At 70.0% G+C, this 24,596-nt stretch carries 21 protein-coding genes; 16 read left to right on the plus strand and 5 right to left on the minus strand.

The features are described from left to right. Positions 1–64: 64 nt before the first annotated feature. From RI211_RS04490 to RI211_RS04505, 4 genes are read right to left on the minus strand one after another with little or no spacing between them, the layout of a single operon-like run. Positions 65–832, minus strand: coding sequence for an ABC transporter ATP-binding protein (locus RI211_RS04490; RefSeq protein ID WP_187663425.1), 768 nt, complete (start codon positions 830–832; stop codon positions 65–67). Then, a complete protein-coding gene (locus tag RI211_RS04495; protein WP_187663426.1) occupies positions 829–1,827 on the minus strand; it encodes an ABC transporter ATP-binding protein in 999 nt (332 codons plus the stop codon). Before RI211_RS04495 ends, RI211_RS04490 begins: the two co-directional genes overlap by 4 nt. Next, positions 1,817–2,794: a branched-chain amino acid ABC transporter permease gene (locus RI211_RS04500; RefSeq protein ID WP_025103732.1), complete on the minus strand. Its 978-nt coding sequence runs from the start codon at positions 2,792–2,794 to the stop codon at positions 1,817–1,819. The genes RI211_RS04495 and RI211_RS04500 overlap by 11 nt, the downstream gene beginning before the upstream one ends. A 3-nt stretch (positions 2,795–2,797) precedes the next feature. Next, positions 2,798–4,084, minus strand: a complete 1,287-nt coding sequence (locus RI211_RS04505) for a branched-chain amino acid ABC transporter permease (protein WP_187663427.1) — start codon at positions 4,082–4,084, stop codon at positions 2,798–2,800. Positions 4,085–4,400: 316 nt separating this feature from the next. On the opposite strand from RI211_RS04505, the gene guaB reads away from it, so the two are divergent. Then, positions 4,401–5,903: an IMP dehydrogenase gene (gene guaB / locus RI211_RS04510; protein ID WP_025103734.1), complete on the plus strand. Its 1,503-nt coding sequence runs from the start codon at positions 4,401–4,403 to the stop codon at positions 5,901–5,903. Between the two features lie 74 nt (positions 5,904–5,977). Here guaB and RI211_RS04515 read toward each other — a convergent pair whose 3' ends face one another. Further along, the gene (locus RI211_RS04515) at positions 5,978–6,388 is read right to left on the minus strand and encodes a hypothetical protein (RefSeq protein WP_315637391.1); all 411 of its coding nucleotides are present in this window, start codon (positions 6,386–6,388) and stop codon (positions 5,978–5,980) included. 100 nt (positions 6,389–6,488) lie between these two features. Here RI211_RS04515 and RI211_RS04520 point away from each other — a divergent pair, with 100 nt between their 5' ends. The 15 genes from RI211_RS04520 to guaA all read left to right on the plus strand — a co-directional run bounded on the left by RI211_RS04520 (position 6,489) and on the right by guaA (position 24,593). Beyond that, a complete protein-coding gene (locus tag RI211_RS04520) occupies positions 6,489–6,800 on the plus strand; it encodes a DUF2277 domain-containing protein (protein ID WP_259954242.1) in 312 nt (103 codons plus the stop codon). Positions 6,801–6,938: 138 nt separating this feature from the next. Then, entirely contained in the window at positions 6,939–7,985 is a 1,047-nt protein-coding gene (locus RI211_RS04525; RefSeq protein WP_259954244.1) for a response regulator, read from the plus strand. Further along, positions 7,985–8,974 carry an ATP-grasp domain-containing protein gene (locus RI211_RS04530; protein WP_187663431.1) on the plus strand — a complete coding sequence of 330 codons (990 nt, stop codon included), beginning with the start codon at positions 7,985–7,987 and terminating at the stop codon, positions 8,972–8,974. Before RI211_RS04525 ends, RI211_RS04530 begins: the two co-directional genes overlap by 1 nt. Further along, positions 8,971–9,684, plus strand: a complete 714-nt coding sequence (locus RI211_RS04535) for a PHP domain-containing protein (protein WP_259954245.1) — start codon at positions 8,971–8,973, stop codon at positions 9,682–9,684. Before RI211_RS04530 ends, RI211_RS04535 begins: the two co-directional genes overlap by 4 nt. Next, complete coding sequence (locus RI211_RS04540) at positions 9,684–11,171, plus strand: glycosyltransferase family 2 protein (RefSeq protein WP_268777187.1); 1,488 nt, start codon at positions 9,684–9,686, stop codon at positions 11,169–11,171. Before RI211_RS04535 ends, RI211_RS04540 begins: the two co-directional genes overlap by 1 nt. After that, complete coding sequence (locus RI211_RS04545; RefSeq protein ID WP_315637392.1) at positions 11,168–11,311, plus strand: hypothetical protein; 144 nt, start codon at positions 11,168–11,170, stop codon at positions 11,309–11,311. Before RI211_RS04540 ends, RI211_RS04545 begins: the two co-directional genes overlap by 4 nt. Continuing rightward, positions 11,308–11,655, plus strand: coding sequence for a response regulator (locus RI211_RS04550; protein ID WP_025103741.1), 348 nt, complete (start codon positions 11,308–11,310; stop codon positions 11,653–11,655). The genes RI211_RS04545 and RI211_RS04550 overlap by 4 nt, the downstream gene beginning before the upstream one ends. Further along, a complete protein-coding gene (locus tag RI211_RS04555) occupies positions 11,652–13,472 on the plus strand; it encodes a sensor histidine kinase (protein WP_315637393.1) in 1,821 nt (606 codons plus the stop codon). Before RI211_RS04550 ends, RI211_RS04555 begins: the two co-directional genes overlap by 4 nt. 32 nt (positions 13,473–13,504) lie before the next feature. Next, a complete protein-coding gene (locus RI211_RS04560; RefSeq protein ID WP_259954249.1) occupies positions 13,505–13,753 on the plus strand; it encodes an AbrB/MazE/SpoVT family DNA-binding domain-containing protein in 249 nt (82 codons plus the stop codon). Positions 13,754–13,846: 93 nt separating this feature from the next. Then, positions 13,847–15,535 carry an ABC-F family ATP-binding cassette domain-containing protein gene (locus RI211_RS04565; RefSeq protein ID WP_315637394.1) on the plus strand — a complete coding sequence of 563 codons (1,689 nt, stop codon included), beginning with the start codon at positions 13,847–13,849 and terminating at the stop codon, positions 15,533–15,535. A gap of 45 nt (positions 15,536–15,580) precedes the next feature. Continuing rightward, positions 15,581–16,696, plus strand: a complete 1,116-nt coding sequence (locus RI211_RS04570; RefSeq protein ID WP_025103746.1) for a GuaB3 family IMP dehydrogenase-related protein — start codon at positions 15,581–15,583, stop codon at positions 16,694–16,696. 57 nt (positions 16,697–16,753) lie between these two features. Next, positions 16,754–17,512, plus strand: coding sequence for an SURF1 family protein (locus tag RI211_RS04575; protein WP_187664106.1), 759 nt, complete (start codon positions 16,754–16,756; stop codon positions 17,510–17,512). A 307-nt stretch (positions 17,513–17,819) separates the two neighbouring features. Continuing rightward, positions 17,820–22,394 carry an ExeM/NucH family extracellular endonuclease gene (locus tag RI211_RS04580; RefSeq protein WP_315653613.1) on the plus strand — a complete coding sequence of 1,525 codons (4,575 nt, stop codon included), beginning with the start codon at positions 17,820–17,822 and terminating at the stop codon, positions 22,392–22,394. 103 nt (positions 22,395–22,497) lie between these two features. Next, positions 22,498–23,010 (plus strand): DUF3817 domain-containing protein, encoded by a 513-nt coding sequence (locus tag RI211_RS04585; protein WP_060922041.1) that lies wholly within the window; start codon positions 22,498–22,500, stop codon positions 23,008–23,010. Next, on the plus strand, positions 23,007–24,593 hold the full coding sequence (gene guaA / locus RI211_RS04590) for a glutamine-hydrolyzing GMP synthase (protein WP_136052711.1): 1,587 nt from the start codon (positions 23,007–23,009) through the stop codon (positions 24,591–24,593). Before RI211_RS04585 ends, guaA begins: the two co-directional genes overlap by 4 nt. Positions 24,594–24,596 lie beyond the last annotated feature (3 nt).

The following is a 24,596-nucleotide window of genomic DNA, read 5'->3' on the forward strand; positions in this document are numbered from 1 at the left end:
ACACCGCACGATGAAGGCCCCGGATGCTTCGGCATCCGGGGCCTTCCTCGTGCGGCGCGGGGTCTCAGGCGGCGTCGGTCCCGAGGGTGCCGAGGTAGAGGCCGATGACCTTCGGATCGTTCAGCAGCTCCCGACCGGTGCCCTCGTAGGCGTCCTTCCCCTGGTCGAGCACGTAGCCGCGGTCGCAGATCTGCAGGCACCGACGGGCGTTCTGCTCGACCATGATCGTCGTCACGCCCGCCTTGTTGATGTCGGAGACGCGGATGAAGGCGTCGTCCTGCCGCACGGGGGAGAGGCCGGCGGACGGCTCGTCCAGCAGCAGCACGGACGGGTCCATCATGAGCGCGCGGGACATGGCGACCATCTGGCGCTCGCCGCCGGAGAGCGAGCCCGCACGCTGCTTCAGGCGCTTGCCGATCTCCGCGAAGATGCTGCTGACGAACTCGAGCCGCTCCGCGAAGATCTTCGGGTTCTGGTAGAGCCCCATCTCCAGGTTCTCCTGGATGGTGAGCGACGGGAACACGTTGTTCGTCTGCGGCACGAAGGCGACACCGCGGCGCACGAGCTTGTCGGCCTTGAGGCCGACGATGCTCTCGCCCTTGACGGTGATGTCGCCCTCGCGGACGTTCACCATGCCGAAGATCGCCTTGAGGAGCGTCGACTTCCCGGCGCCGTTCGGGCCGATGATGCCGATGAGCTCGCCCTGGCGGGCGACGAGGTTCGCGCCGTTGAGGATGTTCACTCCCGGCAGGTAGCCGGCGTGCACGTCCTTCAGCTCGACGATGACGTCGCCGGTCTCGGGGGTGCCCTCGGCGGGGATCGCGGTGCTCATGCCTTGTCCTCCTCGGCGGCGTCCTCGGCCTCGACCTCGGCCTCGACCTCCGTCTCGATCTGCTCGCGGATGCGCTCCGCGTCGGCGTCCGAGATCACCGGGAGGCGGCCGGTGACGGCGCCGAGGTCCACGTCCTGATGAGCGCCCAAGTAGGCGTCCACGACCGCGGGGTCCTCCATGACGGTCTCCGGAGGCCCCTCGGCCACCACGCGCCCCTCGGCCATCACGACGACCCAGTCGGCGATGTGGCGCACCATGTGCATGTCGTGCTCCACGAAGAGCACCGTCATCCCGAGGTCCTTGAGGTCGAGGATGTGGTCGAGGAGCGACTGCGTGAGAGCGGGGTTCACCCCGGCCATCGGCTCGTCCAGCATCACCAGGTTCGGGTCGCTCATGAGCGCCCGCGCCATCTCCAGGAGCTTGCGCTGACCGCCGGAGAGGGAGGCGGCGAAGTCCTGCTCCTTGGCGTCGAGCTTGAAGCGCACGAGGAGCTCGTGGGCCCGCTGCTCGATCTCCTGCTCCTGCGCGCGCCAGAGGAAGGGGAAGAGCCCGGCCCAGAAGCCCTCGCCGCGCTGGTCCTTCGCGCCGAGCTTCATGTTCTCCAGCACGGTCAGCAGCGACAGCGACTTGGTGAGCTGGAATGTGCGCACCTGACCCATCCGGGCGACCTTGAACGACGGGATGCCGGAGAGGCTCTTGCCGTCGTACGACCAGGTACCGCTGTTGGGCTTGTCGAACCCGCAGAGGAGGTTGAACAGTGTGGTCTTCCCGGCGCCGTTGGGGCCGATGAGTGCCGTGATGGCGCCACGCGGGATCTCGAGGTGATCGACGTCGACGGCGGTCAGTCCGCCGAAGCGCCGCTGCACCGCGTCCACGACGAGGATCGGGTCGACCTTCTTGACTCCGGGGGCGGCGGGACCCGCGGCGAGGCCGGTGGTCTTGGCGCGGGGAGCGCTCTTCGCGGGCGTGACGGCCGCGTCGTTCTCACTTGACAAAGGTCATCTCCCTCTTGTTCCCCAGGATGCCCTGCGGGCGGAACACGACGATGAGCATCAGCACGATGCCGATGAGGATGTAGCGCACCACGTCGGCCTGTGCGCTCGTCATGGGCAGGTAGCCGGCCGTGGCCATCGCCGGGAGGAGCGCGCCGAGGAAGGCGAACACCACCCAGAAGAGCACGGCGCCGAGCGTCGGGCCGAAGACCGTCGCCGCACCGCCGAGGAGCAGGATCGTCCACAGGAAGAACGTCAGCGACGTCGAGTAGCTGCCGGGGATGACCGCCGAGGGCAGGACGAAGACGATGCCGCCGAGCGCACCGATCACACCACCCACCACGAGCGCCTGCATCTTGTACGCGAAGACGTTCTTACCGAGCGACCGCACGGCGTCCTCGTCCTCGCGGATGCCCTTGAGCACGCGGCCCCACGGGCTGCGCATGAGCGCCCAGACCACGAGGATCGTCAGAGCGAGGGTGAGCAGACCGAACACCCGCACCCAGAGGTCGTTCGCGTTGTACGTCCACGGGCCGAAGCCGTACGTCCCCGGAGGGAACGGGTTGGCGTCGCGGAAGCTCTGGTGGTAGCCGGAGAGCCCGCCGGCGGAGTTCGTCCAGTCCTTGAACAGCTCCGTGACGAACATCAGGCGCACGACCTCCGCGGCCGCGATGGTCGCGATGGCGAGGTAGTCGGCGCGCAGACGCAGCGTCGGGATTCCCAGCAGCAGGGCGAAGAGCGCTCCGCCGGTGATGCCGACGAGCACGCCCAGCCACCACGGGAAGCCGAAGGTGAGGATCGAGATCGCGTAGCCGTAGCCGCCGATCGCCATGAAGGCCGCCATGCCGAAGTTGAGCAGACCCGTGTAGCCGAAGTGCACAGCGAGGCCGGTGGCCGCGAGCGCGTAGGCGATCGTCGTCGGGCTGAACAGGTAGGAGGCGGTGTTGCCGAAGATGCTTCCGAAGTCCATGCGTCAGCCCAACCTTTCCTTGCGTCCGAGGATGCCCTGCGGTCGCACGAGCAGGATGATGATCAGCGCGACGAGGGCGCTGGCGTACTTGAGGTCGGTCGGCACCCCGAGGAGCGTGGACACCTCGACCGCGAGGCCGACGATGATCGAGCCGATCAGGGCACCGATCGCCGAGCCGAGCCCGCCGAGCGTGATGGCGCAGAACATCAGCAGCAGCATCTGCATACCCATGTCCCACTTCACGCCGGGGCGGAAGTACGCCCAGAGGATCCCGGAGATCGCGGCCAGGGTGCCGGCGAGGATCCAGACGATGCGGATGACCTTGTCCACGTCGATGCCGGAGGCGGCGGCGAGCTGCGGGTTGTCGGAGATCGCCCTCGTCGCCTTGCCGGTGCGGGTGCGGGTGAGGAAGAATGCGACGCCGAGGATCACGATGATGCTGGTCGCCATGCCGATCAGGTCGATGTACGACAGGGAGATCGGCCCGAGACGGATGGGCTCCGGGCTGGAACCGGGCAGCTGATAGGTGTTGCCGCCGATGATGTACTGCAGACCGTAGCGGAGGGCCAGCGAGAGGCCGATGCTGACGATCATGAGCTGGACGACGCCCAGACCCCGGCGCCGCAGCGGCTTCCAGATGCCGGCGTCCAGAGCCCAGCCGAGCGCCGCACCGCCGATGACCGCGGCGATGATGCCGGCCCACAGCGGGAGCTGCCAGAACGAGGTGACGACGAGCGTGACCACCGCGCCCCAGCTCACCATCTCGCCGTGCGCGAAGTTCGACAGCCGGGTCGTGCCGTAGATCAGCGCGGCGCCCATCGAGGCGAGCCCCAGCAGCAGACCGAAGTTCAGACCGCCCACCATGCGCGACAGGAGCTGGTCGAGGAAGGAGACGGTGACCCGCTCGCCCTCGCCCAGGAAGAAGTTCACGATCTTCGTGCCCGTGAGCCCGAACTCCAGCTCGAACGAGGCGGTCGTGCCCGAGACGGGCTGGATCCCCTCGGGGAGCTGCGTCGCGTCGACGATCACGCCGTCCGGAAGCGTGGACTCGTCGACCGTCAGGGTGTACGTCTCCTTCTCCGGCACGTACAGGCGCCACTTGCCCTCGGCGTCGGTCTCGGTCTCGGCGTCGAAGCCGTTGCCCTCGATCGTCATCACGACGCCCTCGACGGGCTCGTCGCCGTCGGTGACGACGCCGGCGAAGTAGAAGTCGGTGACCTCCTGGCCGTCGTCCGTCGTCTCCGCGGATGCGGCTGAGGGAGGGAGGAGGAGCGATGCCGCGAGCGCCATCAGGATTCCGAAGAAGGCGAAGGCCCAAGGGCGCTTTCGCGGTCCGGCGAGTGCTGTGGGTCCCACGCAACCTCCACTGTGAGTGCTGTCTCCGCGGACTCGGGTCGAACCGCGGGGATGGACGACGCACTTGAGCGTAATGGGCGATCGGCGATTCACCTATCGTCCGGGCCAACGGTCCGGTAACGACAGGGCTCTGGGAATGTTCTCGGGCGTGTCTCGCTTAGAATCTCCATACGGGTCACGCCCGCGCACCGGCCGACGTCGACCCCCCATTCGCACCCGGATCCGCGCCACTCGCGCAGGAGGAGATTCCATGGACCAGCACGATCCCTTCGGCTTCGTCGGACTGACCTACGATGACGTGCTGCTGCTCCCCGGGCACACCGACGTCATCCCCAGCGAGGCCGACACGTCGTCCCGGATCACGCGGCGGATCTCCGTCGCGACGCCGCTCCTCTCCAGCGCGATGGACACCGTGACCGAGTCCCGCATGGCGATCGCCATGGCGCGGGAGGGTGGCATCGGCATCCTGCACCGCAACCTCTCGATCGCCGACCAGGCCGCGCACGTCGACCGCGTGAAGCGGAGCGAGTCCGGCATGATCACCGACCCCATCACCACGACGCAGGACGCGACCGTGGAGGAGGTCGACGCGCTGTGCGCCAAGTACCGGATCTCCGGTCTCCCGGTCGTGGACGACGAGGGTCGTCTGGTCGGCATCATCACGAACCGGGACATGCGCTTCGTCTCCGGCTTCGAGCGCCAGAGCACGTTCGTGAAGGATGTCATGACGAGGGAGAACCTCGTCACCGCCCCGGTGGGCGTCGCGGCAGGCGAGGTCATCGCGCTGTTCGCGAAGCACCGCGTCGAGAAGCTGCCCCTCATCGACGAGGACGGCAAGCTCGCCGGCCTCATCACCATCAAGGACTTCGACAAGAGCGAGAAGTACCCGCTCGCCACCAAGGACGACCAGGGCCGCCTGCGGGTGGGCGCGGCGATCGGTTTCTTCGGCGACGCCTGGGAGCGCGCCGAGGCCCTCCGCGACGCCGGCGTCGACGTGCTCGTCGTCGACACCGCCAACGGGCAGTCCCAGGGCGTGATCGACCTCGTCAAGCGCCTCAAGGCCGACGAGTCGTTCGCGCACATCGACGTCATCGGCGGCAACGTCGCCACCCGCGAGGGCGCGCAGGCGCTGGTGGACGCCGGTGTCGACGCGGTCAAGGTGGGCGTGGGTCCCGGCTCGATCTGCACGACGCGCGTGGTCGCCGGTGTCGGCGTGCCGCAGGTGACGGCCGTCTACGAGGCGTCGCTCGCGGCGCGTCCGGCCGGCGTCCCGGTGATCGCCGACGGCGGCCTGCAGTACTCGGGCGACATCGCGAAGGCCCTGGTCGCCGGCGCCGACGCCGTGATGCTCGGCTCGCTGCTCGCCGGCACGGACGAGTCGCCGGGCGAGATCGTCTTCCAGTCGGGCAAGCAGTTCAAGCAGTACCGCGGGATGGGATCGCTCGGCGCCATGCAGACGCGCGGCAAGCAGACCTCGTACTCGAAGGACCGCTACTTCCAGGCCGACGTGCCCAGTGACGACAAGCTGATCCCGGAGGGCATCGAGGGCCAGGTCCCGTACCGCGGCCCGCTCTCCGCCGTCGCCTACCAGCTCGTCGGCGGGCTGCGGCAGTCGATGTTCTACGTCGGTGCGCGCACCATCGAGGAGCTCAAGCAGCGCGGCAAGTTCGTGCGCATCACCTCGGCGGGACTCAAGGAGTCGCACCCGCACGATGTGCAGATCGTCGTCGAGGCGCCGAACTACAAGAAGTGACAGCGGCCCCCGGGAAGGGGGACGCACGAGGGGCCGGATGCGCTGCATCCGGCCCCTCGTCGTCCGCGGTGCGGTCAGCCGCAGCGGTAGGTGACGCCGCCGACGTCCCACACCCCGGGTCCGAGCTCGGCGCACGTTCCGATCACGCCGGCCAGCACGGTCACCAGCAGGACGATCCCGATGATCGCGAAGATCGTCAGGATGGCGCCGACGATGATGCCGGCGATCGCGATGCCCTTGGGGGCCTTCGCCTTGCTGAGCTGCACGGCGGCGATGATGCTGAGGATGAGGCCGACCGGCGGCAGCAGGAACGCCAGCACGAGGCCGATGATCGACAGCACCCGCCCGGGCGGCGAGGTCGGCACGTCCTGCGCGTGGGGGGCGCCGGGCGGGGGAGCGGAGGCCGCGGGATACGGCGAGGGCGCGCCGCCGGGCGGCGGCGGGTTGTAGGGCGGCGGGGCGTCGGGCGACGGTGCGTCGGTCATGATCTCTCCTCGGTTCCGGTCGTAGCCCAGAGCGTAGCGACGGAGGGACGGGCATGCCATCCCTCTTCCGGGCCCCGCGCGCCGCGCGTACGGTGCCGGTATGTGCCGAAACATCGTGCCTCTGAACAACCTCGAGCCCGCAGCCACGGATGAGGAGTGCCAGGAGGCCGCGCTCCAGTTCGTCCGCAAGATCTCCGGGACGACGGCGCCCTCGCGCGCGAACCGCGAGGTGTTCGATCGCGCGGTGGCCGAGATCGCCGTGGCCACGCGGCGGCTGCTCGACGATCTCGTGACCTCGGCACCGCCCAAGAACCGCGAGGAGCAGGCGGCGAAGAGGCGGGCGCGATCGGCGGAGCGCTACGAGGCGATCCGGGTCTATCAGGAGGAGAAGCGGGCGGCGCGCGCGGGCTGACGCGCTGCGGGCCGGGGGTGGAGCCCTGTGCCAGAATCGACGTACCCCGCTCGACTTTCCCTGCGGCCCGGTGATGAAGGCACCGAGCTCGCACCGCCGAATCCCCCCGGCAGGGAATCTCCCCAAGGAGAGCTGTACATGGCTGAGGTCCCCCCTCGCATCCTCGTCGTCGACGACGACCACGACGTCGCCCTGCTCGTCAAGACCGTCCTGGAACGGCGTGCAGGCTGCGTCGTCGATCTCGCGGACGACGGCCGGTCGGCGCTCGAGAAGGCCGCGGCGGTGAAACCCGACGTCGTCGTGACCGACATCGAGATGCCGGGGCTCAGCGGCCTGGAGCTGCTCGCGGAACTGCGGCGCCTCATGCCGACCGTGCCGGTCGTCGTGATGACCGCGCACGTCTCGGTCGAGTACGCCGTGTCGGCGCTCCGGGCGCAGGCCGACGAGTTCCTCACCAAGCCGCTCGACAATGCCCGACTCGTGGAGTCGGTCGCCCGGCTCGTCGAGGAGTCCCGGCGCCGGAAGGCGGAGGCGAAGACCGGCGAGGTCGTCCTCGCGATCGGGGCGCACCCGGACGACGTCGAGATCGGCGTCGGCGGCATCCTCGCGGCGCACGCGGCCGCCGGCGATCAGATCACGATCCTCACGCTCTCCCGCGGAGCGCGCGGCGGTGACGCGGACAGTCGCCAGCATGAGTCGCTCGCCGCGGCCGAGCAGGTGGGGGCGCGTCTGTTCGTCAAAGACCTCATCGACACCGAGATCTCGGGTGGGGGATCGACCGTCCGCCTCATCGAGGAGGTCGTGCAGGAGATCCAGCCGACCATCGTCTACACGCACTCGCACCACGACCGCCACCAGGATCACCGCGCGGTGAACGAGGCGACGATCGTCGCGACCCGCCGCGTCGGCACGGTCGCCTGCTACCAGAGCCCTTCCGCGACCATCGACTACCGGCCCACGCGCTTCGTCCGCATCGACCGCTTCCTGGATGACAAGCTGCGGCTGCTGGAGTGCTTCCAGTCCCAGACCGCGGCGAACCGGGAGTATCTCGCGCCGGAGTTCGTCACCGCCACCGCACGCTACTGGTCGCGGTTCGGCGGCGGCGAGGCGGTCGAGCCGCTGGAGGTCGTGCGCGAGACCGCCGAGTTCATCGGCGCCCATGAACTGAGTCGACGGGAGAGCTGATGACGAAGCGCGTACTGGTCACCGGAGCCGGAGGCCCCGCCGGCGTCGCCGTGATCCGCTCCCTGCTGCGACGGCCCGATCTGACGGTCTTCGCGGCCGACATGGACGGATGGGCGAGCGGCATCTACCTCGTCCCACCGGCGCAACGCCGTCTGGTTCCCCCGGGGCGTGACGAGGACTTCGTGCCGGCGATCGCGCGGATGGTCGCGGAGGACGGTCTCGACCTCGTGATCTCGACCGTCGACGTGGAGCTGATCGCCCTCGCGGACCGCCGCGATGAGCTGGCCCCCGCGGTCCTCGCCGCGCCGCCCGCCGACACGCTGCACACGGCCCTCGACAAGCTCGCCCTCGCGGAGCGCTGCGCGCCGACCGGTCGCGTGCCGCGCACCGTGCTCGCCGGGCCGGATGCCGCGGAAGTCGCGTGGGAGTTCCCGGTGTTCGCCAAGCCCCGCCAGGGTGCGGGCAGTCGCGGTGTGCGCCTCGTCCCGGACGCCGAGGCGCTCGCCGCCCTCCCCACCGATGAGGGGCTGATCGTGCAGGACTTCCTCCCGGGCGAGGAGTACTCGGTCGATGTGATCGCCGACGCGTCCGGCGGTGTGGTCGCGGCGGTCCCGCGCACCCGCGCCCGTGTGGACTCGGGGGTCGCCATCGCCGGCCGCACCCTCCGCGATCCCGAGCTCGAGGAGACCGCCGCCGCCATCGCGCGGGCGATCGGCCTCGTCGGCGTCGCCAACGTGCAGCTCCGTCGCGACCGGGACGGGCGGGCCGTGCTGCTCGAGGTCAACCCGCGCTTCCCCGGGGCGCTCCCGCTGACGATCGCCGCCGGAGTCGACATCCCGTCGCTCGTCGCCGACCTCTTCCTCGGCCGGGAGATCCCGGTGCAGGTGCCCTTCCGCGAGGTCGCATCGGTGCGCTTCCTGGAGGACGTGATCGTCGAGGTCGACGACGTGCTCGTGTCGGCGCACGCCGGTCACCAGGAGGAACTGTGAGCCATCCCGCCCTGCGCGGAGACCACCACGTCCACTCCACGTTCTCCGATGACGCGGTCTCCACGCTGGAGGAGAACGTCGCCGCCGCTGCGGCCGTCGGTCTCGAGACGGTCCGCCTCGTCGACCACGTACGGCAGAGCACGACCTGGGTGCCGGAGTACCTCGCCGCGGTCCGTCGGCTGCGCGTTCCGGACGGACTCACGGTGCTCACGGGCGTCGAGGCGAAGATCCTCGACGCCTCGGGGGAACTCGACATCCCGGTGCTGCCTGAGGGCATCGACCGGATCCTCATCGCCGACCATCAGTTCCCCGGCGTGGACGGGCCGCTCGGTCCCACCGCCGTCCGCGAGCGCATCGCCGCGGGGTGGGCGCCGGCCGACGTCCTCGACCAGTTCACGGACGCGGTCATCGCGACCATGCGACGCCATCCAGGCAACCAGCTCGCGCACTGCTTCTCGATCCTGCCGAAGATCGGTCTCGCGGAGGAGGAGCTCGGAGCCGAGCGCCTCGAGGCCTGGGCTCGCGCCGCCGCGGAGACGGACACCCTCGTCGAGGTCAACGAGAAGTGGGTGTGCCCCGGCGCGGAGGCGCTGACCGCGCTGGAGCGCGCGGGCGCCGGGATCGTCGCGTCCACCGACAGCCACGTGGCCGCAGACGTCGGCCGGTACTCCCGCATCCTCCCGCTGCTCGACGGGACGGAAGGACGCTGATGCCCGAGCTGACCTGGATCGAGACGGTCGTCGTCGTCATCCTCCTCCTCTGCGTGCTGATCGGCACGCTCCCGGTCGTCAACACCGGGCTGCAGTTCCTCATGCTGCCGCTGCACGCCTTCCGCAATCACTACGGCAAGGCCGCGCCGTACCACCCGAACGTGGCCGTGGTCATCCCGGCGTGGAACGAAGGGCTCGTCATCGGCCCCGCGATCGAGCGTCTGCTCCAGCTCGAGTACCCGGCCGAGCGCCTCCGCGTCTTCGTCGTCGACGACGCATCCACGGACGACACCCCGGCGATCGTGCAGCAGAAGGCGGCGACCTACCCGGGACGGGTCGTCCACCTGCGGCGCGAGAAGGGTGGCGAGGGCAAGGCGCACACGCTGAACCACGGCCTCGACGTCGTGCTCGCCGACCCGTGGACCGAAGCGGTGCTCATCATGGACGCCGACGTGATCTTCGCGCGGGACTCCCTGCGCAAGCTCACCCGGCACCTCGCGGACGAGGAGGTCGGGGCCGTCACGGCCTACATCGCGGAGGGCAGCAGGGACCGCAACTACCTCACCCGGTTCATCGCGATCGAGTACGTCATCGGGCAGCTCTCGGCACGGCGCACGCAGAACGTGGGCGGTGCGATCGCCTGTCTCGCCGGGGGAGCGCAGCTGCACTCCCGCGCGAACCTCGAGGCGATCGGCGGACGCATCCCAACGGGCACGCTCGCCGAGGACACCATGACCACCTTCGAGAGCCAGCTCCACGGCCGTCGGATGGTGTTCGAGCCGCATGCCGTGGTGCTCGCCGAGGAGCCGCGGACGATCGACAGCCTGTGGAAGCAGCGGCTGCGCTGGGCGCGCGGCAACGTGCAGCTCACCTCGATCTACAAGAAGCTCTGGTTCCGACCGAGCCGCGACCACAACCTGGGCAGCATCCCCTTCGGGCTGGCCTGGTTCACGATCCTGCTGATGCCGGCGCTCCTGCTCCTCGCCGCCACCGCGATGATCGTCCTCCTGCTCCTGCACAGCGACGTCGCGGAGTTCGTGTTCCGGTTCATGTGGATCGCCGCGGCGGCCATCTACATCTTCTCGATGCTCTACTCCGTCCAGCTCGATCCGCGCATCGGGCGGCAGTCCTGGCGCGAGGCGATCATGTTCCCGGGGCTCGGGGCGCTGATCCTCATGGCCCTGGCGCTGTTCCCCTGGGCCCTGGACGGCCTCATCGGCGCGGCCGGGCAGGAGTCGACGGAGCAGACGCGTGTGCTGTGGCTGCTGGCGTTCGCCCTCTGGGGGCCGGTGTCGATGCTCGGCATCTGGCTCGCGCGGGCGGTCGAGCCGCTTCCGGCCGGACGCTTCTTCGCGGGCCTGCTGCTCTACGTCTGCGGCTACGGATCACTGCTGTGCGCGATCACCGCCGACTCGTACCTCAAGGAGTGGCGTCGCGCGGATGCCTCCTGGATCAAGACCGAGAAGATCGGACGGGTCGACTCATGACCGACGCACCATCGCACGACGCCGAGGTGGAGGAGATCGCCGCAGACGCCCGCAAGGAGCGCCGGCTCATCCCGCAGGCGCTGCTCTCCCTCGCCGTCGTGGTCGTGATCGTCGTGGTCCGAGAGCTGCTCCTGCGATGACCGGACGACCGCTCGCCCTGGTCGTCGAGGACGCTCCGGACCAGGCGACCCTCCTGGGTCGATACCTCGACCGCGAGGGCTTCGACGTGTTCGTCGCGCCCGATGCGGAGTCTGCCATCGCCGCCTTCCCGGACATCGACCCCCAGGTCGCCGTCCTGGACCTGCTGCTCCCCGGCATCTCCGGTCAGGCGTGCTGCCGGCTGATCCACGAACGCTACCCGGAATGCTTCCTCATCGTCAGCTCGGTGCTGGACGTCGCGGAGTATCCACCGGCTGACGCCGCGCTGCCGAAGCCCATCACGGGGGCGGACCTGCATCGGGCCGTGGAGCGGGTGCCGCGATGAGGGCCACGCCGCTGGAGCGTGCCGAGAACCGCTGGTACCGGGTCGTCGACAACCCGAGCCCGATCGTCAAGCAGGTCCCGACTCTCGTCGCCGCCGCGATCGCGGGCGTGATGACGTGGGCCATCCCCAGCCTGCCGTTCACCGATGTGGCCCTCGCGCTGTCCGGCCTCGCGGTCGTGCTCGTCGCGACGCTCCACGCCGGGGTGCTCAGCGCGATGCACATCCGCGAGGGCTGGATCGTGCTGCTGGTGCCGATGGTCGACATCCTGGGACTGGGCCTCTTCCGTGCAGGGACGGGAGGCGCGGCCTCGCTCTTCGGATCGCTCGTGCTGCTCCCGGTGATCTGGATCGCGGCGGCGCCGGGGATCCGCTGGGTCTTCGTCGTCGGCGCGTTCACGTCGTTCGCGCTGCTGATCCCCTACGTCGTCGAACCGCCGACGAACGCGGTGGTGTGGCTCCGCGGCGTCGTCGGTCCGCTCGTCTTCGCGGCCGTCGCGGCCGTGGTGAACGAGCTCTCCCGGCAGCAGCGGCTGCGGGTGCAGCAGGCGGAGGAACTGGTCACGGAGCGGACCAAGGCGCTGTCCGAGAACGTCTCGATGATCGTGCAGCTTCGTCAGAAGGAGCACGAGTACCGCGTGCTGCTCGACTCGTTCGAGGGCCTGTGGGCGTCGATCACCGCGCAGGCCGTGATCGGCACCGATCGCGAGGGGCGCGTCACGGCGTGGAACCCCGGGGCCGTCCGCCTGCTCGGGCTCTCCCATGACGAGGCTCTCGACGACGTGCGCGTCGACCGCTTCTTCTCGCCGTCGGCGCTGAGGATGCTCGCCGAGGACACCGCGTCGCGCGAAGACGTCTCGGGGGTGCCGGCGGGGCAGGGCGGGGCGCCCGACCGCGCAGGAGTGCCGGACGGGCTCCGCGAGCTCTTCGCCCACGCGGACGCCGGCCATACCGTCGACGGCGACATCGAGGTGAGGACCGCGGGCGGCACGACGGTGCCGGCGCGGGTGACCGTCACCCCGCACAAGGATCCGTCCGGCGCGCAGCAGGGATACCTGTTCGTGCTCACGGACGAGACCAGAGCCGTCGAGGTCGCGCGCATGAAGGACGAGTTCGTGGGGATGATCTCCCATGAGCTCCGGACGCCGCTGAGTGCGATCATCGGCTTCCTCGACCTGTTGCAGAACGACCCCGGTCAGCCCCTGACCGAGGACCAGCAGGAGTTCGTCGGCATCATCGAGCGCAACGCGAAGCGACTGCTGAACCTCGTCGGCGATCTGCTCTTCACGGCGCAGGTGGAGTCGGGGCGGTTCCCCCTGGAACGGGACCAGGCCGACGTCGCGGAGCTCGTGCGCTCGGCGGTCGCCTCGGCGGGGCCGCATGCGCAACGCGAGGGGATCGAACTGGAGCTGCAGGTCGGTGACGAGCCGATCCCGCTGCTGGTCGATCCCGGACGCCTCGGGCAGGCGGTGGACAACCTCCTCTCGAACGCCATCAAGTTCACCCCGCGCGGGGGTCGAGTGACGGCAGCCGTGCGTCGCCTCGACGGCGGGGTGCAGGTCGCCATCGCCGACACCGGGGTCGGGATCCCGCAGGACGAGCAGCGCATGCTCTTCACGCGCTTCTTCCGCGCCTCGACGGCCACGCGCAACGCCGTGCCGGGGGTAGGGCTGGGTCTCACGATCACGCGCGCGATCGTGCTGGCCCACGGCGGGTCGATGGACGTGACCAGCGAGGAGGGGGTCGGCACCGAGTTCCGGTTCGTGCTCCCGGCGGCTCCGAAGACCGAGGTGCTGCAGACCCTCAGCCGCGCGGACTGACACATCGGTGGGGGAGCGGTACGGTGGGCGTCATGACCGCCACCTTCACTGCTTCGCTGGATGACCACGGGCACCTGGTCATTCCCGGCGAGTTGCGCGCGCGGCAGCGTTGGAACGAGGGCGTCACTCTGCTGATGATCGAGGAGGACCGCGGCGGCGTCGTCCTCCTCGCACGGGAGCAGGCGCGGACACTTGTCCGTGCGCAGCTCACCGGTGCCAGTCTGGCGAACGCGCTCCACGATGAGCGTCGAGCGGCCGCAGCGCAGGAAGATGCGGCTTGACGGGCCCGGAAGGCTCGTCCCGGTCGTCGCGAAGCCGCGCGGACTGATAGCCTGGTCGGCTCGCTGTCCGCGGGCGGAAGGACGGCCACGCCTGTGGGGTACATCGACGCATCCGGGATCTCACTGACGCTTCCCGACGGCAGACCGCTTCTCGACGAGGTGTCGTTCCGGGTCGGGGCGGGATCGACCAGCGCTCTGATCGGGCCGAACGGGGCGGGGAAGACGACGCTGCTGCGGATCATCCGCGGCGAGCAGCCGGCCGACGACGGGGTGGTGACCATCGACGGCGGACTCGGCGTCATGGACCAGTTCGTCGGGCACGGCGAGCCGGGCCAGACCGTGCACGAGCTGCTCGTGCGGGTGGCCCCCACCCGCCTTCGGGGTGCCGCGGAGGCGCTGGAGGCGGCGGAGAACGCGCTCATCGACCGCGACGAGCACGACACCCAGATGGCCTACGCCTCCGCCATCGCCGAGTACGCGGACGCCGGCGGATACGAGCACGAGACCGTGTGGGATCAGTGCACCGTGGCAGCGCTCGGCGTGCCGTTCGAGCGGGCACGGTACCGCGAGCTCACCTCCCTCTCCGGCGGAGAGCAGAAACGGCTCGCCCTGGAGGCGCTGCTCCGTGGCCCCGATGAGGTGCTCCTGCTCGACGAGCCGGACAACTACCTCGACGTGCCGACCAAGCGGTGGCTCGAGGAGCGGCTGCGCGCCACGGACAAGACCGTGCTGCTGGTGTCGCACGACCGCGAGCTCCTCGCCAGAGCCGCCGATCGGCTGATCACGCTGGAACCCGGTGCGGCGGGGTCGACCGCCTGGGTGCACGGCGGGAGCTTCGCGACCTACCATCAGGCGCGCGCCGATCGGATGGACCGGCTCGACGAGCTGCGCCGGCGGTGGGACGAGCAGCATGAGAAGCTCCGCATCCTGGTGGCGAACCTCAAGGTCAAGGCGTCCGCGAACGACGGCTTCGCGTCCCGGTATCAGGCGGCGCAGACGCGACTGCGGAAGTTCGAGGAGGCGGGCCCGCCCGAGGAGCGGCCCCCGGCGCAAGAGTTCGACATGCGCCTCCGCGGGGCCAGGACCGGGAAGCGGGCGGTCGTGGCTGACCGACTCGAGCTGACCGGTCTCATGCGGCCCTTCGACACCGAGATCTGGTACGGCGACCGGGTGGGCGTGCTCGGGTCGAACGGCTCAGGCAAATCGCACTTCCTGCGACTGATGGCCCGCGGTGGTACCGACCCGGATCCGTCCCTGGGGCATGTGACCGCGGTCGCGGAGGAGCTCCGCCCCGTCGAGCACACCGGACGCGCGGTGCTGGGCGCCCGCGTGGTACCGGGGCTCTTCGCGCAGACCCACGCGCACCCGGAGTTCGTCGGCCGCACGCTGCTGGAGATCCTGCATCGGGGGGACGACCTCCGCGACGGCATGCCCCGGGACGCGGCGAGCTCGGCCCTGGACAGGTACGGCCTCGTCCGCCAGGCCCAGCAGCCGTTCGAATCGCTCTCCGGCGGACAGCAGGCGCGGTTCCAGGTGCTCCTGCTCGAGCTGTCCGGCGCGACCCTCCTCCTCCTCGACGAGCCCACCGACAACCTCGACCTGGAGTCGGCCGAGGCGCTGGAGGAGGCGCTCGGACGCTTCGAGGGCACCGTGGTCGCGGTCACCCACGACCGATGGTTCGCTCGCTCCTTCGACCGGTTCCTCGTGTTCGGCACGGACGGCGAGGTCTACGAATCCGACGAGCCGGTCTGGGACGAGCGGCGGGTGGCGCGTGCGCGCTGACCGCCGCGGAGGCCGCCGGGCGCCGGGTAGGCTGGACGGGTGACCATGGAGATCGAGCTCGGCCGAGGAAAGCGCGCGCGTCGCGCGTACACGTTCGACGACATCGCGGTGGTGCCCTCGCGGCGCACGCGGAACCCCGAGGACGTGTCCACCGCATGGACGATCGACGCCTTCGGCTTCGAGATCCCGGTGCTCGGGGCGCCGATGGACTCGGTCGTCAGCCCGCGCACCGCGATCATGCTCGGGCAGCTCGGCGGCCTGGGGGTGCTCGACCTCGAGGGGCTCTGGACCCGGTACGAGGACCCGGAGCCGCTCCTCGCCGAGATCGCCGGCCTCGCGGAGGACCGCGCGACCGTGCGCATGCAGGAGCTCTACTCGGAGCCCATCAAGCCCGAGCTCATCACCCGCCGACTCGCCGAGATCCGCGAAGCCGGCGTCACCGTCGCCGGCTCCCTCACCCCGCAGCGCACGCAGGAGTTCTACGACACCGTCGCCGCGGCCGGCGTCGACCTGTTCGTCATCCGGGGCACGACCGTCTCCGCCGAGCACGTGTCGAGCGTGGCGGAGCCGCTGAACCTCAAGAAGTTCATCTACGACCTCGACGTGCCGGTGATCGTGGGCGGAGCCGCGACCTACACGGCGGCCCTGCACCTCATGCGCACCGGTGCCGCCGGCGTGCTCGTGGGCTTCGGCGGCGGCGCGGCGTCCACCACCCGTGCCACCCTCGGCATCCACGCGCCCATGGCCACCGCGGTGTCCGATGTGGCCGCGGCTCGCCGCGACTACCTCGACGAGTCCGGTGGGCGCTATGTCCACGTGATCGCCGACGGCGGCGTCGGCACCTCCGGCGACATCGTGAAGGCGCTCGCCATGGGCGCAGACGCCGTCATGCTCGGGGTCGCTCTGGCTCGCGCGACGGACGCTCCCGGCCAGGGATTCCACTGGGGTCCCGAGGCGCACCACCCGAAGCTGCCCCGCGGACGACGCGTCGAGGTCGGCGGGATCGGCACGCTGGAGGAGATCCTCTACGGTCCGGCGCCGGTCGCCGACGGCACCGCGAACCTCATCGGCGCGCTGCGCAAGTCGATGGCCACCACCGGGTACTCCGATCTCAAGGAGTTCCAGCGGGTGGAGGTCGTGCTGGCCCCGTACGAGGCCTGAGGTCTCCGCATCACCGTGACCGCACCTGCTCCCTTCCCGCCGACCCTTCGTGAGGTCATGCTGCGGGGACGCTGGATCGCGATGCTGTTGCTGTGCCTCGTCGTCGCCGGGGTGTTCGCCTGGCTCGGCCAATGGCAGCTGGAGCGGGCGATCGAGACCGATCCACCGGCGCCGGGGGCGACCGAGCAGGTCCGGCCGCTGGACGAGGTCGTGCAGCCGGGGGAGTACCTCCCCGAGCCCCTCGTCGGGCAGCGCGTGGAGACGGAGGGCGTCTGGGTCCCCGGGGACTTCCTCGTCGTGGGTAGCCGCTTCAACGACGGCGCCGAGGGGTACTGGGTCACCGGACAGCTCCGGGTCGACGAGCGCGTCTCGCTGGCGGTGGCCATCGGCTGGGCGCCGGATCGCGAGGCCGCCGACGCCGCCGTGGAGCGTCTGGAAGCCGAGGCGGACGGCGGCGTGGTCGAGGTCGCCGGTCGCGTCATCTCGGATGAGGGTCCGTCGGTGCCTCCGCGCTCCGATCCGGAGCAGATGGACCGGATGTCCCCGGCCGCTCTGTTGAGCCGCTGGCACGACATCGAGCAGCTCGACGTCTACCGTCCGTATCTCGCCTCCACGACCGCCACGGCAGGGCTCGACGACATCGCCTCGCCCGCGCCGGAGGAGCAGTCCCCGGTCAACTGGCTCAACGTCTTCTATGCCGCCGAGTGGGTCATCTTCGCGGGCTTCGCGTTCTACCTCTGGTACCGCCTGGCGAAGGACGCCTGGGAGCGCGAGGTGGAGGAGTTCGAGGACGCTGAGGGGTCAGCGGCCGTCTGACGGCCACTGCGCATCCGCGCGACGAACGCTGCGCTTCTGCGCGCCGCAGGGCCGGCGTGTGAACCTTCGTCAGGGGGCGTCGCGGCCATTCGGTGAGCGCTGGATGACCAATGGGAAAACTCCGTTGAGGATGTCCGAACCGCTCCGTATGCTCGCTCCATGTGCGCACGCTGGGAGTTCCCGATGTGTGCGATGACAGCGTCCTGAGCAGCGCCGGAACACGATCGAGGAGACAGCACCGATGATGTCCGCTCCTGAGCACGGGGAGACCCTGACCCCCGTCTCGCACCGCAGAATCCGAGGGCGCGTGGGCGCTCTCGCCGCGACGTGCGTCGCCGCCCTGAGCCTCGGCTCGCTGGTGGCCGCGCCCGCATCGGCGAACACCGAGGGCACCGGGGTGGTGATCAACGAGGCCTATCTGTCCGGCGGCAGCGCCGGGGCGGCGTTCACGAACAAGTTCGTGGAGCTCTACAACCCGACGGCGGCGCCCGTCACGCTCGACGGCATGTCCCTGCAGTACCGCTCCGCGGCCGGGACCGGCGCCTTCAACGGCGTCGCACCGCTGAAGGGGACGATCCCGGCGGGCGGCTACTTCCTCGTGCAGGCGAACAGCAACGGCACCAACGGCGCCGCGCTGCCCACTCCCGACGCCACCACGACGCTGAGCCCGAGCGGCACCAACGGCACCCTGGCGCTCGTCGAGGGCACCGCGGCGGTGACCCTCACCCCCGGCTCGACCGTCGGCGTGGACGGGGTGATCGACCTCCTCGGCTACGGCACCTCGAACACCTTCGAGACGGCGGCGGCCACCGCCCCCACCAGCAACACCGACGTCCGGTCGCTGAATCGCACGGACGGTGCGGACGCGGACGACAACAAGGCCGACTTCGCACTGTCGGCGACCATCACCCCGCAGAACTCCGGCGGCACGGATCCCGGCACCGACCCGGGCGAGGAGCCGGGGACGGAGCCGAAGGCCGCCACCATCGCGGAGGTCCAGGGCACCGGCGACGTCTCGCCGCTCGCCGGACAGCGCGTCCGCGTCGAGGGCGTCGTCACGGCGGACCACCGGACCGGCGGCTACAAGGGCATCGTGATCCAGACGCAGGGCTCGGGCGGCGAGACCGACGCGACCCCGGGCGCCTCGGACGGCGTGTTCGTGTTCCTGAACGCCCTCGCGCCCACGCTCGAGATCGGCGACCTCGTCTCGGTGACCGGCACGGTGAGCGAGTACTACGGTCAGACCCAGATCGCCCCTGCCGCGGTCGCGGACGTCTCGGTGGTCACGGCCGGCGTGGGCGTGCCCGCGCTCACACCGCTCCCCGACACCGTCCGTGGTGCCGACCGCGAGCAGTACGAGAACATGTACGTCGCCCCGACCGGCACGTACCGGCTCGCGTCGAGCCACCAGCTCTACAACTACGGGGCGCTGTGGCTGAACGCCGGCGACGACCTCAACGTCAAGAGCACCGAGACCACGCGTCCCGGGGCCGACGCGGCCGCCATCGCGGCCGAGAACCGCGCCAACCGCATCCTGCTCGACGACGCCTGGTCCATCCAGGTGACCAACAACGGCCACCCGGGCCAGCAGCCGTACTTCACGGAGGACACGGTGGTCCGCAACGGCGACACCGTCGACTTCGGGTCCAACGGCTACGTGCTCCAGTGGGGCTTCGACGACTGGCGTCTGCAGCCGGTGGTCCCGATCGACGACGCCTCCCCCGCGGAGCGCAAGGTCACCTTCGAGGCGACGAACCCGCGCCCCGCGGAGGCCCCGGAGGTGGGCGGTGATGCGCAGGTGGCGTCGTTCAACGTCTACAACTACTTCACGACGCTGAAGAGCGAGAACGCCGACGCCCGCGGCGCGGCGAACGCGGCCCAGTTCGCCATCCAGAAGTCCAAGATCGTCTCGGCCATCAACGGCCTCGACGCGGAGATCGTGGCGCTGATGGAGATCGAGAACTCGGTCAAGCTGGGCAAGCCCGTCGACACCGCCCTCAAGGACCTCGTCGCCGGCCTCAACGCCGACGCGGGCTCCGACGTGTGGGACTACGTGCGCACGCCCGAGGCTCTGCAGGACCCGGCGACCACGGACTACATCACCAACGCGATCATCTTCAAGAAGGACGCCGTGAGCACGGTGGGCGACAGCGCGACCGTCACCGACGAGTCCGTGTGGGGCAACGCCCGCGAGCCGATCGCCCAGGCGTTCGACATCGACGGCCGGGTCGTCACCGTCGTCGCCAACCACCTGAAGTCGAAGTCCCCGCCGCAGGGCGCCGGGGCCGAGCCCGCCGACGGTCAGGGCTTCTTCAACGCCGACCGGGTGAAGCAGGCGCAGGCCGTCCTCGACTTCACCGACGAGCTGGCCGAGAGCAGCGGCAGCAGCGACATGCTGCTGATCGGCGACTTCAACGCCTACGGGCAGGAAGACCCGATCGACGTGTTCACCTCGCAGGGGTGGAGCGACGTCGCCGCCGACAAGGCCGCAGGTCAGTACACCTACACGTTCGACGGCGAGCTCGGCTCGCTCGACCACGTGATCGCCTCGCCCTCGCTCGTCCCGTCGATCACGGGCGCCGGTGTATGGGGAATCAACTCGCCGGAGTGGAGCGACCGCGGCTATGCGTTCGGCGCCGCCGAGGAGGGCACCCCCTACCGGTCGAGCGACCACGACCCGATCCTCGTCGGCGTCTCCTCGGAGATCCCGCCGGTGAGCATCGACGTGGTGACGGTGAACGACTTCCACGGCCGTATCGAGGCGGACGGGGCGGCGGCAGGAGCTGCCGTGCTCGCCGGCGCGGTGCAGCAGTTCCGTGCGGCGAACCCGAACACGATCTTCGCCGGAGCCGGCGACCTGATCGGGGCGTCGACGTTCACGTCGTTCATCAACGACGACAACCCCACGATCGACGCGCTCAACGCCGCCGGTCTGGACGTGAGCGCGGCGGGCAACCACGAGTTCGACCAGGGCTGGGAAGACCTGCGCGACCGGGTGCAGGAGCGCGCGGACTGGGAGTACATCTCCTCGAACGTCTTCCTCACCGAGACCGGTGAGCCCGCGTTGGCCCCGGCCTGGGTCAAGGAGCTCGACGGCGTGCGCGTCGGATTCGTGGGCGCCGTCACGGAAGACCTCGACTCGCTCGTCTCGCCCGAGGGCATCGCTGATCTCGAGGTGCGCAGCATCGTCGACTCCGTGAACGCCGTGGCCGACGACCTGCGCGACGGGGACCCCGCCAACGGCGAGGCGGACGTGGTGATCCTGCTCGTGCACGAAGGCGCGGAGAGCACCGCGCTGTCCGCGATCACCGAGGACTCGCCGCTGGGCGAGATCGTCTACGGGGTCGACGACGACGTGGACGCGATCGTCTCGGCGCACACGCACCTCGCCTACAACCATGTCATCGATGGCCGGCCGGTCGTCTCGGCGGGGCAGTACGGCGAGAACCTCGGCCTCATGAACATCCAGGTCGACCCGAAGACGAAGGAGCTGCTCTCGATCACCAACGAGATCAAGCCCCTCACGGCTGCGGGCAAGCCGCTGTACCCGGCGGTGCCGGAGGTGCAGGCGATCGTCGACAAGGCGAAGGCGGAGGCCGACGTGCTGGGCGCCGTGAAGGTCGGCGACATCACCGCCGACTTCAACCGTGCGCGGCAGACCAACGGCTCGGAGAACCGCGGTGGCGAGTCCACCATCGGCAACTTCGTCGCCGACGTGCAGAAGTGGTCCACGGGTGCGGACATCGCTCTCATGAACCCGGGCGGCATCCGTGCCAACCTGACCTACGCGTCGAGCAACGCCGACGATCCGAACGGCAACGTCACCTACCGGGAGGCGGCGACCGTCCAGCCGTTCGCCAACACGCTGGTCACGCTGACCCTCACCGGCACGCAGCTGAAGGGGGTGCTGGAGGAGCAGTGGCAGCCGGCCGGATCGGCGCGACCGTTCCTCAAGCTCGGCGTCTCCGAGGGGCTGGTCTACACCTACGACCCGACGGCGGCCGCGGGTTCGCGGATCACCTCGATCACGCTGAACGGCACGGCGATCGACCCGAACGGGGAGTACACGGTGGCGGCGAACTCCTTCCTCGCTGCGGGCGGCGACAACTTCGCCACCTTCAAGGAGGGCGCGGGCAAGCGGGACACCGGCAAGATCGACCTGCAGTCCATGGTCGACTGGTTCGACGCGAACAAGACGGCCTCGCCCGACCTCGCCCAGCGTGCGGTCGGCGTGACGGTCAGCCCGGCGGACGCCGACGGCTACCGCGCGGGCGACCAGGTGACCGTCTCCCTCTCCTCGCTGGCCTTCAGCGGGGGCGAGGCAGCTCCGGGAGCGGTCACCCTGTCGCTCGGTGACACGCAGCTCGCGGCCGGCACGGTCGACCCGACCATCGTGGACACCACGGACGAGGGCGGGCGTGCCACCCTCACCTTCACGGTGCCGTCCGGGGTGTTCGGCGAGCAGCAGCTCACGGTCGAGGTCCCGGCGACGGGCACCACGGTGCAGGTGCCGTTCACGATCGCCGGCGAGGAGGAGTTCGCGGGGACCATCGCGCTCGGCTCCTCGAAGGTGGCCGCGGGCAAGAAGCTCGCGATCACCGGCGAGGGCTACCAGCCCGGCGAAACCGTGACGGTGGAGCTCCGCCCGAAGAAGGGCCAGGGCGTCGAGGTCGGCACGGTGCAGGTCCGCCAGGACGGCACGTTCAGCACCTCGGTGACGGTGCCGAAGAACGCCCAGCCCGGGAAGTACACCGTCGCGGTGGCGCAGGCGGACGGGGACGAGGCTACGGCCACCGTGACCGTCAACCGGGCCGGCGGTATCGGCGGGATCATCAAGGACATCGTCGACTGGCTGTGGGACCTCCTGACCGGATGGTTCTGACGCCGATCGGCGGATGACGTGGCGGAGGCCGTCGGGGCGACCCGGCGGCCTCCGTCGTTTCGGCGGGGTCGGGGTGGCGCGCCCCGCCGACTAGACTGGGGGCATGCCCGAACCGAAAGTCGCCAGCTTTCCGGCGATCCGCGGTGCGCTGAAGTTCTACCAGATCGCGTCGATCATCACGGGAGTCATGCTGCTCCTGCTGCTCGCCGAGATGGTGCTGAAGTACACGCCGATCCACCTCGAGCTCTTCGCCGGAGGGTCGGGCGGCCCGCTCTGGTTCGCCGGCGTCATCGCCGGACCGGACTGCCAGTGGTGGTCGCTGTTCGCGCCGTGGACGAACTCCTGCGAGATGACCTCCCTCGGGGACGGCTTCAACATCTCGCTGTTCATCCTCGTCGCCCACGGCTGGTTCTACGTCGTCTACCTCTTCGCGTGCTTCCGCATGTGGAGTCTGATGCGCTGGCGGTTCCCGCGGTTCATCCTGCTCGCGCTCGGCGGCGTCGTGCCGCTGCTGTCGTTCTTCATGGAGGCGGTCGTCGCCCGTGAAGTCAAGACCTATCTCGCCACCAGGGAGGCCGCCGAGGCCTCCGCGATCGCCCCGGAAGGTGTCCGTTGACCGAACAGTCCGAGACCCAGCAGCGCCCCGCGCTCGTCGTCGACTTCGGCGCCCAGTACGCGCAGCTCATCGCCCGCCGCGTGCGCGAGGCCGGGGTCTACAGTGAGATCGTGCCGCACACCGCCACGGCGGAGGAGATCGCCGCGAAGAACCCCGTCGCGATCATCCTCTCCGGTGGTCCGTCCTCGGTGTACGAGGAGGGTGCGCCGAAGCTCGACCCGTCGGTCTTCGACCTCGGCGTCCCCACGCTCGGCATCTGCTACGGCTTCCAGTACATGGCCCAGACCCTCGGCGGCGAGGTCGCGCACACCGGCCTCCGCGAGTACGGCGCGACCGATGCCGTCATCTCCGGTGACGGCGGCACGCTGCTCAGCGGGCAGCCGACCGAGCAGAACGTGTGGATGAGTCACGGCGACCAGGTCGCGAAGGCCCCGGAGGGCTTCGAGGTGCTCGCGACGACGGAGGCCACGAAGGTCGCCGCCTTCGCGAACGAGGAGCGCGGTTTCTACGGCGTGCAGTGGCACCCCGAGGTCAAGCACTCCGACCACGGTCAGCGTGTGCTCGAGAACTTCCTCCACAAGGGTGCCGGTCTGGCATCCGACTGGAACCCCGACAACGTGATCGCCGAGCAGGTCGAGCGCATCCGCGAGCAGGTCGGCGACGCCCGGGTCATCTCGGCGCTGTCCGGCGGCGTGGACTCCGCCGTGTCGACCGCCCTCGTGCACAAGGCGATCGGCGACCAGCTCACCGCGGTTTTCGTCGACCACGGCCTCCTCCGCAAGGGCGAGCGCGAGCAGGTCGAGAAGGACTACGTCGAGTCCACCGGCGTGCGGCTCATCACGGTCGACGCCGCCGAGACCTTCCTCGGTCACCTCCAGGGCGTGACCGATCCGGAGGAGAAGCGCAAGATCATCGGGCGCGAGTTCATCCGGGCGTTCGAGAAGGTGCAGCTCGACCTCGTCGAGGAGGCGAAGGCCGACGGCGGCGCCCCGGTGAAGTTCCTCGTGCAGGGCACGCTCTACCCGGACGTCGTGGAGTCGGGTGGCGGTGCGGGCACCGCCAACATCAAATCGCACCACAACGTGGGCGGGCTGCCGGACGACCTCGACTTCGAGCTCATCGAGCCGCTGCGGGCCCTCTTCAAGGACGAGGTCCGCGCGATCGGTCGCGAGCTCGGCATCCCCGAGGCGATCGTCGGCCGCCAGCCGTTTCCGGGGCCCGGCCTCGGCATCCGGATCATCGGTGAGGTCACCGCTGACCGTCTCGAGATTCTGCGTGAGGCCGACGCCATCGCCCGCGAGGAGCTGACCAAGGCCGGCCTCGATCAGGAGATCTGGCAGTGCCCCGTCGTGCTCCTCGCCGATGTGCGCTCGGTGGGCGTGCAGGGGGACGGCCGCACCTACGGGCACCCGATCGTGCTGCGTCCGGTCTCCAGCGAGGACGCGATGACGGCAGACTGGACGCGCCTGCCGTACGACGTGCTGTCGAAGATCTCGAACCGGATCACGAACGGCGTCCGTGACGTCAACCGCGTCGTGCTCGACGTCACGTCGAAGCCGCCGGGGACGATCGAGTGGGAGTAGGGG

Source organism: Microbacterium meiriae (genome assembly GCF_032364335.1).
Taxonomy (GTDB): domain Bacteria; phylum Actinomycetota; class Actinomycetes; order Actinomycetales; family Microbacteriaceae; genus Microbacterium; species Microbacterium meiriae.